At 62.8% G+C, this 12134-nt stretch carries 7 protein-coding genes; 2 read left to right on the top strand and 5 right to left on the bottom strand.

Features of this window, described 5'->3' with window-relative positions:
- Positions 1–5 precede the first annotated feature (5 nt).
- Together nirD and AC1DXN_RS10305 are read left to right on the top strand one after the other, a co-directional pair.
- On the top strand, positions 6–335 hold the full coding sequence (gene nirD, locus AC1DXN_RS10310; protein WP_477273421.1) for a nitrite reductase small subunit NirD: 330 nt from the start codon (positions 6–8) through the stop codon (positions 333–335).
- 3 nt (positions 336–338) lie between these two features.
- Entirely contained in the window at positions 339–3035 is a 2697-nt protein-coding gene (locus tag AC1DXN_RS10305; protein ID WP_477273419.1) for a nitrate reductase, read from the top strand.
- A gap of 914 nt (positions 3036–3949) precedes the next feature.
- On the opposite strand, the gene AC1DXN_RS10300 is transcribed toward AC1DXN_RS10305, so the two are convergent.
- The 5 genes from AC1DXN_RS10300 to AC1DXN_RS10280 all read right to left on the bottom strand — a co-directional run.
- A complete protein-coding gene (locus AC1DXN_RS10300; RefSeq protein WP_477273417.1) occupies positions 3950–4402 on the bottom strand; it encodes a cupin domain-containing protein in 453 nt (150 codons plus the stop codon).
- 251 nt (positions 4403–4653) lie between these two features.
- Complete coding sequence (locus tag AC1DXN_RS10295) at positions 4654–5262, bottom strand: hypothetical protein (protein WP_477273415.1); 609 nt, start codon at positions 5260–5262, stop codon at positions 4654–4656.
- A gap of 231 nt (positions 5263–5493) precedes the next feature.
- Complete coding sequence (locus AC1DXN_RS10290; protein WP_477273413.1) at positions 5494–6831, bottom strand: HlyD family type I secretion periplasmic adaptor subunit; 1338 nt, start codon at positions 6829–6831, stop codon at positions 5494–5496.
- Between the two features lie 19 nt (positions 6832–6850).
- Positions 6851–8551 carry a type I secretion system permease/ATPase gene (locus AC1DXN_RS10285; protein WP_477273411.1) on the bottom strand — a complete coding sequence of 567 codons (1701 nt, stop codon included), beginning with the start codon at positions 8549–8551 and terminating at the stop codon, positions 6851–6853.
- 180 nt (positions 8552–8731) lie between these two features.
- Positions 8732–12134 (bottom strand): beta strand repeat-containing protein (locus tag AC1DXN_RS10280; protein ID WP_477421540.1); only part of this gene is annotated, 3403 nt, incomplete at its 5' end.

The following is a 12134-nucleotide window of genomic DNA, read 5'->3' as shown; positions in this document are numbered from 1 at the left end:
CCATTATGAACTGGATATCGATTGGCTCCATCTCGGACATTCCGCGCCGCGGCGCGCGCTGCGTCGCCACGCCCGAAGGAAAAATCGCCGTTTTCCGTACACAGGACGATCAGGTCTATGCCATCGACGATCACTGCCCACACAAGGGCGGGCCACTCAGCCAGGGCATCGTCCACGGCGCGGCCGTGACCTGTCCGTTGCACAATTGGGTGATTTCGCTGGAAACGGGCAAGGCGCTGGGCGCCGACGAGGGCGCGGTGCGCACCATTCCGGTCAGGATCGAGGGCGAGCTTCTGTTCATTGCGCTGGAAGCGCTGGCCAGCCGCGCGGCCTGAGACATGGAGATCGAAGCAGCACGCGAGGTGAGGACCACCTGCCCCTATTGCGGGGTGGGCTGCGGCGTGCTGGCGAAGGTCGCCGCGGGCGGGCAGGTGTCCGTCCGCGGCGATCCTGACCATCCGGCGAATTTCGGCCGGCTCTGTTCCAAGGGCTCGGCGCTGGCCGAGACCATCGATCTCGACGGCAGGCTGCTCTATCCCGAGATCGACGGCCGCCGGGCCGGCTGGGACGAGGCGCTCGACCGCGTCGCCTCGACCTTCTCGCAAACCATCGCCGAGCACGGCCCCGACGCAGTCGCATTCTACGTCTCCGGCCAGTTGCTGACCGAGGACTACTATGTCGCCAACAAGCTGATGAAGGGCTTTGTCGGCTCGGCCAATATCGACACCAATTCGCGCCTGTGCATGGCCTCGTCGGTTGCCGGCCACCGCCGTGCCTTCGGCTCCGACACCGTGCCGGGCAATTACGAGGATCTCGAGCTTGCCGACCTCATCGTGCTGGTTGGCTCCAATCTCGCCTGGTGCCATCCCGTGCTCTACCAGCGCATCGCCGCGGCCCGCGAAAAGCGGCCGGAGATCAAGATCGTGCTGGTCGATCCGCGCCGCACCATGACCGCTGACATCGCCGACATGCATCTGGCGATCGCGCCGGATGGCGACGTCGCTTTGTTCACCGGCCTGCTCGCTTGGCTCGGCCAGCACAACGCGCTCGACCGCGCCTACATAACGGAGCACACGACCGGCTTCGGGCAAGCGCTTTTTACCGCATCAGCGCTCGATCTTGCCGGCATCGCCGCCGCGACAGGCTTGAGCGAGGAGGAACTTTCCCGCTTCTACAGCTTGTTTGCCGCCACAGCGAAAACCGTCACTGTCTATAGCCAGGGCGTAAACCAGTCGTCGTCAGGCACCGACAAGGTCAACGCCATCATCAACTGCCATCTCGCCACGGGGCGCATCGGCAAGCCCGGGGCAGGGCCGTTTTCGGTGACCGGTCAGCCCAATGCCATGGGTGGCCGCGAAGTCGGCGGCCTGGCCAATATGCTCGCCGCCCATATGGAGATCGAGAACCCCGCGCATCGCGCGCGCGTGCGCCGCTTCTGGAACGCGCCGAACCTCGCCGACAAGCCCGGCCTGAAAGCGGTCGACATGTTCGAGGCTGTGGCCGATGGGCGCATCAAGGCGCTGTGGATCGTGGCCACCAACCCGGTCGATTCGATGCCGGATGCCGATGCCGTCGAGGCGGCGATCAAGGCTTGCCCCTTCGTCGTGGTGTCGGACGTGCTGGCCGACACCGACACGGTCCGTCACGCCCATATCCGGCTGCCCGCCGCCGCCTGGGGCGAGAAGGACGGCACCGTCACCAATTCCGAGCGCCGCATCTCGCGCCAGCGGGCGTTTCTGGGCCTGCCGGGCGAAGCGCGGCCCGACTGGCAGATCATCGCCGAAGTCGGCAAGCGGATGGGCTTTGCCGAGGCGTTTGCACATGAGACGCCAGCCGAGATTTTCGCCGAACACGCCGCGCTGTCGGGGTTCGAGAATAACGGCGCGCGGGATTTCGACATTGGTGACTATGCCGCGATCGATGCGCAGGCGTATGAGCAATTGGCGCCCTTCCAATGGCCAGCGCCGAGCCCAGAGGGGGGTGCTCAAGCTCGACTTCAGTCAGAAGGCGAGAGCACCCGCTTCTTCGCCAACGGCAATTTCTACTCGCCCGACCGCAAGGCGCGCTTCATCGCCATCCGCCCGACCACTCACAGCCGCACCAGCCCGGACTTCCCGCTGATCCTGAACACCGGCCGGGTCCGCGACCACTGGCACACCATGACGCGCACCGGCAAAAGCCCGCGCCTGTCCCAGCACATTGCCGAGCCCTTCGTCGAAATCCACCCGGTGGACGCGCAGCACTACGGCATCGGCGATGCCGACATCGTGCGCGTCTCCAGCCCGCGCGGCGATGTGCTGGTCCGCGCGCTGGTGACATCCCGCCAGCGCCACGGCAGTGTGTTTGCGCCGATGCACTGGACCGATCAGTTTGCCGCAAAAGGCCGGCTCGATGCACTGACCGCGCCGCTGACCGACCCGATTTCCGGCCAGCCGGCGCTAAAGCATGTCGCCGCCCGCATCGAGAAATTCGCTGCAAGGACCTTCGGCTTCGCGGTGATGCAACGGCTGCCGGCGGCGGTTGCCGCAAGCTACTGGGCCGTGGCCAGATGCCGGGGCGGTTGGCGCGTCGAACTGGCCTTTGCCGATGACGACATCGATTGGGCCGCCTTCGCCGGATCGTTGTTCGGCACGCCGTCGGGTGCCGACATCCTCGCCTATCACGACCGCGATGCCGGCCAGCATCGCATCGCCGCCTTCGACGGCGACCGCCTGTCGGGAGCCCTGTTCGTCGCACCCGGCCCGGTCGCCGTGTCGCGCGGCTGGGCGGCCGAGCAGCTTGAGGCGACCCATGCCGGCCAGCGCGAGCGCTTCCGCATCGTCGCCGGCCGCGCCGGTGCCGATCGGCCCGATGCCGGCGCCATCGTCTGCTCCTGCTTCAGCGTCGGCGCCAATCAGATCGCGGCGGCGGCAGCGGCGGGCTGCGCAACCGTCGAGGCCATCGGCAACGCCCTGAAGGCCGGCACCAATTGCGGCTCCTGCCGTGCCGAAATCCGGGGGATCATTCAGGCCAATCGGGTGCAGGCGGCGGAGTGAGGGCGCAGAGCCCAGGCTGCTAGAGCATGATCCCGAAAAGTGGAATCCGGTTTTCTCGGACAAAAACGGGAACCGTTTTGTCCAGTGATCATGCTCAAACGAAGAGATGGAGCCCCATCCCGATCCCATCGGGATGGAACAGGCTCTGGGTTTTCGTGAAGCGTCGACCTCTTGAAGGCTGGCAGCTATGGGTGATCAAGCGGCCAGCGACCATCCTACTGCGATCGCCCAGGCCGCCAAACTGTCGAACTCTCGCCCAGCGGCCAATTGGCGCTTCCCCGCGCGTCTGATCCGCGGCCTGCCTCAATGATCCCAACCATCGCGCGCGTAAATTCAACCATACTGTTTGCCGTGACAGCTGCCTTGTCGGGACTTTGCCCAATCTGTTCGGCGGCTCCGCAGCATGACAGGCGGATGAGATCGTAATGCGGATCTCTCTCGTCGTCTGGCAACGCCGCTATTTTCAGGGCGCGACGGTGAATCATCCGCAGCAGCTGCGCCAGTCCTATTCCGACACTCATGCGTTTTGCTCCGCATCGGTCGCACGTCCAGGCATTGAGGCGCTGGAACGTCGATCGGAGGTTGCATCTCGTCCCCGATACGGAAAGGCTGCGCCATAGCTATTAACATATCGTTGATTGCTAATATAACTTGCATCACAGCAGCTTGGCAGCTTGCCGCAGCCGGACGGGTTGCGCGACCGGCGAAGCCATCGGCAGCGCGCGGAAGGCCGGCACCAATTGCGGCTTCTGCTGCGCAGAAATCCGGGCGATCATCCAGGCCAACCGGGTGCAGGTAGCGGAGTAAGTTTCAGAAAAAGAACCCCGGCACCGGGCCGGGGTTAAGATCTGGCTAGCCCGGCAGATCAGAACGGCATTCGGCCGTTCGACTGTTCAAAGCCAGACAGCGAACCGTCACTTTTTGCTCGGATCGTCCGCCGGGTTGACGTAAGTGATGGCGAAAGGCCCTAAGCCATGAACCTGGACGATCGTATCGCTTGTCGTCCACGCGTAGTGGTTCATTCCGGTCGGGGCCACGCCGAAGCCGCCGGCAGTCAGTTCGATGCCTTTCGTTTCGTCGAGCTTGTCGCCCATGCCGATATGAAAGTTACCGGAAATCACTGTCACATATTCCGACGTCGGATGATTGTGCGCGGGGATCTTGTAGCCGGCGGGCAGCTTCAGCCGCAGCACATAGATGCCGTCCTTTGACGGATCTCCGGCGATAACAGCCATGTCGGCGCCGGCGGGTAGGACAGCAGGAGCCGGGCCCCATTTGATGCTGTCCGCGTTCATCGGCATGTCGTCGGCAAATAGCGGCGCCGTGCCGAGAAGCAGCAGCGCCAGCGTCGAGGCAAATCTGAGCATGAAAATCTCTCCATATTTCATCAGGGGTGGCGCCAAGCATCGAGGCTGAGCCACCAACCGCCGGGGCCTACCAAGGCGTATGCCTGAGCACATCCCCCGCGCGGGGGACGTGCTGGAGCGAAGCGTTTCCGTCGATGGCGGCTTTCTGACAATGGCGGCCCGGCGGCATAGGAGGCTCAGCCGACTTTAACGAGTTGAATCGCGGAATGAGCGGATTGTACTTTCCCTGGCTGGTCCCTTGGGCCGGCGCTTCATTCTTGCCAGCCGGCCAGTTCCGGCAGGTCGTCAAGCCAGCTTTTCTCCGCCATCAAGGCATCGCCGGCCGCCGGTGCGGCCTCGCTGGCGTTTTGCATGAGCCAGTCCATCCACTTCCGATAGGCAGCCGGGTCCAGCTGGGGCGGCAGCACCTTGGCCTTGGCCAGCATGCGTTTGCGGAAACTGACTTGCCTGCGCAGTTTGGTGGTCGTGAACTTGATTGGCTTGCCTTGGTATTCAACCGTCCAGCGCCCATCCCCGTGGCTGGTGAGCCTCTCGATGGCGAAACCCGCATCGACCGGCCTATCCCGCCAGGGAAGCTCGATGGCATTCTTTCTCAGATCGAGTGCCCATCGCCTGTAACTGGCGCCGTCACGCTGGGGCGGCAGTACACCAGCCTGTTCGAGCATCTTCCTGCGGAAGGTCGGCTGTTTCTTGATCTGGCCTGTCGTCAGTTCGATGCGATGCCCACGGAATTCAACGTGCCACCGGATCCTGCCATTGCCGAAATATTTCACCAGCCTGTCGATGACGAACTCGTCATCGGAAAGCATCACGCATCCCTGCCTGATGCTGTCGAGAATGTACTGGCTATCGGTGGGCATGAAGCGGCCTCGTGCGGGAATCTGTCACGAAGCTTAGCCAGTGGCACGCACCAGTGGCCACCAATCTTTTTCGCCACGGGGGATCACGCCGATGAAAAATGAAATAGGGTCAACTTGTCCAATTAAATAGTTGCTTTTATGTAGTTTTTGGTTGGGGAGCCTTGCCTCGCAACCTACTTTGGACCGCGATCGGCAATTGAAAAACGCGAATATGCTTTGACGCGAAGCTCGTTACTTCTGGCGGAAGGCGGAGTGGAACGACCCAACCAGCGGGCCCAAAATGTAGTCGAGTGCTGTGCGTTCCTCGGTGACGATCATCACCGAGGCCGGCATGCCCGGATAGAGCGATATCTGAGGGGCGGCGGCCAGTTCCGCCGGATCCACCGTGATGTCGGCGACATAATAGGGAAGGCCGGTCTTGCTGTCGGTGACCCGGTCGGCCGAAATGTGGGTGACACGCCCGTGGATGATCGGTATCGAACGCTGCTTGTAGGAGGTGAAGCGAACTTCGGCCGTCATGTCGGAGCGCAGATTTGAAATGTCCTCGACGCGAACCTGCGCCTGGACGATCAATGAATTCTGCGTCGGCACGATGTCGAGGATCGTCTGCCCCGGGGCGACGATCGCTCCGATCGAGAAGACGCTGAGATCCATGACCTGGCCGTCATAGGGTGAACGGACCTCGGCGCGGTCCATGGCCGCCTGGGCTGCGAACATCTTTGGCACAAGATCCGCCAGGTTCGATTGGGTGTCGATCAGCATGGCCGAAAGCTTGGACCGGCGTTCGTTGGTCAATTGGGCAATCTGGCTTTCGAGTTCGGCCTTGTTCTGACGGCTGCCGGCGATTGCGCCGAGGTTCTCGTCGATCAGGCCCTGCAGATCCGAGGCGGATCTTTCCAGTTCCAGAATGCGCGGGCGGGTCGTCAGTCCGGCCTTCAGCAGTTTTGACAGGCTGGCCTTCTCGTCGATCGTCGATTGCAGCTGGGCCTGGTAGGATTCGACCCGAGCCTGCTTGCCCTGGATCTGCTCATCGAGCTCGGCAATCCGCCGTTCGAGGATCTGCCTGGCGCCGGCCATCGAGGCGCGCTGGCTTTCCAGGTCGGCAATCTGGTTTGCCATCGCATCCCTAAGGTAGGCCTCGTGGTCCTTGAGGATGTCCTTTGGGAAGGCAACAGCCTCGCGGCCGTCCAGTTCGGCCCGAATCCTGGCATCGGTTGCGCGCAACAGCGCATATTGCTGGGCATAGAGATTGAACTCTGAGCGCAGCCTGGTGTCGTCGAGCAGCAGCAGGATCTGGCCCTTCTGGACGATGTCGCCGTCCTTGACGCGGATCTCTTTCACCGTTCCGCCGTCAAAGTGCTGGAGGCTCTTGCGGTTGCCTTCCACCTTGACGACCGCATCGGCGAGCACTGCGCCGTTCAGCGGCGCAAAGGCGGCCCAGCCGCCGAAGACGCCAAAGAAGGCGAGGATGATCAACAGGCCGATCACGGCCGGCACCCGGATCGAATCCGAGGCCGGGACGCCGGCTTCGCCGGGCAGGCTGCGGTAGGTGAGGGCGCCGTCGCTCATCGATCTCTCCGGCCACAGCTCATTGGGTTGCCACCGCCATTGGAGCCGCGCGCTGGTTGAGCAGCGCCACGATCTCATTTCTCATGCCGAAGGCTTCGACGGCGCCGTCACGCAACAAGAGGATCTTGTCGACATTGGCGAGCGTGGAGGGCCGGTGCGAGACGATGATGACCGTGCTGCCGCGGCGCTTGAGCTCGATCGCGCAGTCGCTCAGCGCGCGGTCGCCATCTGCGTCGAGATTGGAACTCGGCTCGTCGAGAATGATCAGGTTCGGCGTGCCGAACACCGCCCGGGCCAGGGCGATACGCTGGCGATAGCCGCCCGACAGCACCGCGCCGCCTTCGCCGATCTGCGTCTCGTAGCCCTGCGGCAAACGGATGATCATGTCGTGCACGCCGGCCAGCCGCGCCGCCTCGATCACCTCCTGGTCGACATTGGTCTTGAAGCGGCCGATATTGGCAGCGACGGTGTCGGCGAAGAGTTCGATGTCCTGCGGCAAATAGCCGATATGGTCGCCCAGCGCGTCGCGGCCCCAATGCGACATGTCGGCCCCGTCCAGCCTGACGGTGCCGCGGCTGGGCTGCATGACGCCGGCGAGGTGCCTGGCCAGCGTCGACTTGCCGGCGCCCGAAGGGCCGACGATGCCCAGCGCCTCGCCCGCCTCCAGCCGGAACGACACGTCGCGCAGCAGTACCTTCTGCTGGTTCGGAATGGCGAAACTCACCTGCTCGACCGAAATCTTGCCGGTGGGTTTTGGCAGGTTGAACGAGCGTTCCTTTTGCGCATCGCCATCAACCAGCTTGCGCACCCGCGCCAGAGCGGCACGCGCCAGGATCAGGCTGCGCCACAGGCCGACAATCTGCTCGATCGGCTGCAGGCCGCGGCCCAGCAGTAGGCTTGCCGCAAACATCGAGCCGGCGGTGGTCTGCCGTTCGATCACCAGATAGGCGCCGAGGCCGAGGATGAGCGACTGCATGGTCAGGCGAAGGAAGCGGATCAGCCCCGACATCAGCGCGGCGCGGTCGCTGGCTTCCGCCTGGCGCAATAGCGCAAGGTTGCGGTCGCGACCCCAGCGGCGGATGAGGCCGTCGATCATGCCCATGGCGCGAACGACTTCCGCGTTCCTGAGGCTCATCTCGGTGAAGTTGTAGTTGGTTGTCGCGATGTCGTTGGCCTGCTTCAGCGGCGAGCGCACGAGATACTCGTTGAGCACGGCCATGGCGACCAAGAGCAGCGAGCAGCCGAGCGCGAAGAAGCCCAGCCAAGGATGCAGCAGGAAGATGATGGCGATATAGATGGGCGACCAGGGCAGGTCGAACAACGCATGGATGCCGCTGCCGGTGATGACCTGCCGGAACGTATCGAAGTCGCGGATCGGTTGGCTCTGCGAGGCGCCCGGCGACGGCGTTTCGACCGATGCGGCCAGGATCTTTGCCGAAAGCAGCCGATCGAGGCGCGCGCTGGCGCGCGTCAGGATCCAGGCGCGCACAAGGTCGAGTCCAGCCAGCGCGAGAAAAGCCGTGAGCAGCACCAATGTCAGCATAACCAGCGTGGTTTGGCTGCCGCTGGTGACCACCCGGTCGTAGATCTGCATCATGTAGAGCGGGGAGGCGAGATAGAGCAGATTGATCGCCAGGCTGAACGCCGCCGCGACCAGGAAATAGTAGCGGCACGCCCGAAGCGCGTCCTTCACGATCTTGGATTTGTTGTCGAGACTCAAGATACCCAGCGGAGAACCGCCCCCTGCCCAAATGCGCGCCCCGAACCGATCCTACTCCTGATCGTCCAACCGGCCACGCGTTCCCTTCCTAATCCTGCCGTAAACCTTAATTCGTAAGCTGAATCAGGCACCGGCCACATCAGCTGAGCCGCGCATATCCGCGCGGCTCACTTGCTTGTTTCACACCACAAAGTCGCTCGTCGTCAGGTGAACCACCGTTCTGCCGGCGCCGTCGTCAGCAATTGCGAAGCTGTTTGCATCGTAGACGCCAAGGAGGTGGAGCGTTGCGTTGTGCGTGCCGTCCGTGACGGTCAATGTTCCTCCGGCGCCGTCGAGGTCCGCCTGATAGGCAGCGGACGTTCCGGTGCCGAACAGGATATCTTCGAGGTTCACCTTGTCGTCATTGGTGATGCCGGCGATGCTTCCGCTGAAGTCGAATGAATCGTCCAGCTGCAATGTGCCGGCGGCATCATGCGCGAAGGTGACGTCCGTCGACGAGGCGCCGCCGAACTCCAGCTTCGACAGGTTGCCGATCGTGGCATCGCCGTCGCCAGTGACCTGGCCGTTGATGTCAATGTTACCGCCATTGGCCCACAGCATGCCGGAATTGGCCAGGCCGCCGGTGATCGTAAGGCCGCCGGAGCCGGTTGCCTCCAGCGTTCCCGAATTGACGACGACGCTGCCTCCGGTATCGATGACCAGCGCATTCGAGCCGGTGGCGATGATGGTGCCCCTGTTGTCGAGGCTGAGCATCCCGCCGCCCAGCTGACCAGCGCCCGAGATCGTGTTGTCGATATTGACCAGAGTGACGTCCGGCCCTGTGCCGGAGATGACGTTGGCAGCGCTGTCGGACAGCAGGATCTGCCCGCCACCCTGCAGGGTCACGCCGTTCTGGATGATCTGCAGCAGCGTGTCGCCGCCGCTGGAGTCGAGCGAGACGAGGCCGCTGTTGTTGATCATGCCGCTCAGCGGCAGCAGAGCGCCATCGCCGATGGTCATGGTACCGGCATTGTTGACCACCGGCGTCTGGTCGAAGGCGAAATTACCGTCCGTGAGCGCGCTCGAATGCACGCCATCCAGCAGGATCGACTGCCCGTCGCCAAGCGTGATCACCGCGTTGCCGTTGGCGTCGTCGGCCATGTGCGCCTGGACGTCAGCGAAACTCGCGAAGCCGGAATAGCCGATCAGATCGATCTTGTCCGCCGCCGCATCGAAGCTGTGGACTGTGTCATTGCCGATCGGCTGCGAGAAGACAAAGAGATCATTGCCGCTGGAACCGGTCAGCACGTCGTCGCCGGACCAGGCAAAGATCGGCGAACCCGGCGCGTAGGCCTCGACGTTGTCGGCAACCGAGGCGCTTCCGGTCGTGCCGTCCGCGTTGGTCCAGGTCATCTGGACGTCGAGCACCGCCGCCCCGGCGAAATCGGTGGGCGTGGCGACGGTCAAGGCGTGCAGGTCGTTGGTCTGTATCGTCCAGGTTCCGTCGGCGTTGTGGGTGGCGCCGTCGATGGTCCAGCCCGAAGGCACGTCCTTCACCGTGACGGTAACGAGCGCGCCTTGCTGTGACGGATCGGTCAGGGCAAGATTGATCGGCTCTCCGGCGATGCCGGCGGGCGCTACTGCCAGGCCACCGGTATCCAGGAAATCACCTATTGCCACCGACGTGGTGCCTGCCAGATGGATTTCGAGCAGCCCAGAGTTGCCTTGCGCCAAGGCACCAGCGGTCTGGTTGGCATAAACAATCGTCTGATTGTTGGCGCTGTCAAAATGCCAGGCGATAGTATGCGCCGCGATATTTGCGGCCCCCACGTCACTCGCTTTGAACGCCGTGAAAGCCGAAGCGGTAAAGCTCGTCAAATCGATCTTGTCCGCGCCGGAAGTGAAATCGGCGATCGTGTCATAATTGGCAACGTTGTTGACGACGCCAGACTGGGAGTCCGTGATTGCATTGTACTTGAAGGTATCGCTTTGCCCGCCTCCTGCCAGAAAATCGCCACCCGCGTTTCCAGTAAGGGTGTCGGTACCGGCGCCGGCGATAATTCCATCGAAACCAGATCCGCCTGTAATAGTGTCGCTATTGTTGAGGCCATAGAATAGATTGATGCCGTTTGTCGCAGAAATCGTATTATTTCCGGTGTCTCCGACAATGATATTGACAGGAACTGACAACGATATGCCACCGGAGGTCGCTATCACCGTTATGTGATAGGTTTGACTAGTGCTAACATTGCTTCCGCCAACCGACAGTACCCCCGTGCTGCTGTTCACGCTGAACTGATTGTTGTCCCCTCCAGCCGCGAGAGCGTACGTATATGTGTGGCTCCCGTCCGGATCTCCGATAATTTTGAAAGTCCCAAGCGAGAGGTTCTTGTTCAATTGATTTCCCGTCTCGAGCCCGCCAAGTTGGGTACTTGTGAGGGACGCACTAATACCTGCGACCGCAACGTCAAAGTTGCTGCTCGGGCCGGCTAGGCCGTGATTATCAGTAGCCTGAACCCCGATCGTGTAAGAGCCCGCGTTGAGATTTTGGCCGTCGGCGACGCTTACGACACCGGTTGTCGAATTGATCGCGAACAGGTTGTTGGGGTTGCTCGTAAAGGTATAGGTAACCGTGTCTCCGGCGTCGGGATCGGTCGAATTTACCGTGACCCCTATGACTGTGCCATTCGCAGCGTTGGCGGCAACGAAATTGTTCGCGCTGTTGGTGTCGGTAGGCGCCGTCGGCGCCTCGTTGACGTTGGTGATGCTCAGGACCACGGCCTTGCTGGCGCTCAGGCCGCCGCCGTCGGTGTCTACGACATTGAAACTGTAGGAACTCTTGGCCTCGAAGTTGGCCGAGGTGTTGAGCGTCACTTGGCCGCTTGAATTGATGCTCAACAGGGAAGCATCGGTGCCGGTCAAGCTCCAGGTCTTGGTATTGTTCGGCGCCGTGTTGTCTGGATCGGTCGCCGTCGCGGTATACACCACCGTGCTGGCCGGCGCGTTCTCCGCCACGCTYGCCGTCGCACCCGAGGTCACCGTCGGCGCCTCGTTGACGTCGGTAATGCTCAGGACCACGGCCTTGCTGGCGCTCAGGCYGCCGCCGTCGGTGTCCACGACATTGAAGCTGTAGGAGCTCTTGGCCTCGAAGTTGGCCGAGGTGTTGAGCGTCACTTGGCCGCTTGAATTGATGCTCAACAGCGAAGCATCGGTGCCGGTCARGCTCCAGGTCTTGGTATTGTTCGGCGCCGTGGTGTCTGGATCGGTCGCCGTCGCGGTATACACCACCGTGCTGGCCGGCGCGTTCTCCGCCACGCTCGCCGTCGCACCCGAGGTCACCGTCGGCGCCTCGTTGACGTCGGTGACGGCGATGGTGAAGGTCTGCGCGGTGGTCGGGCCGGCTCCGTCGGAGGCCTGGACGGTGATGGTGTGGCTGGTCGCCGTCTCGTAGTTGAGCTGCGAGGCATCGGCGACCGTCACCACGCCGGTGGTGGCGTCGATGGCGAAGCGTCCGCCGGCATTGTCGCTCAGCGAGTACGTCACGTCCGGGCCGTTCGGATCGGTCGAAAACGCGGTGATGCCGACGGCGGTGCCGTTGATGGCG

Source organism: Mesorhizobium sp. P2_H9, assembly GCF_056403215.1.
This window is presented reverse-complemented; position numbering and strand designations above follow the sequence as displayed.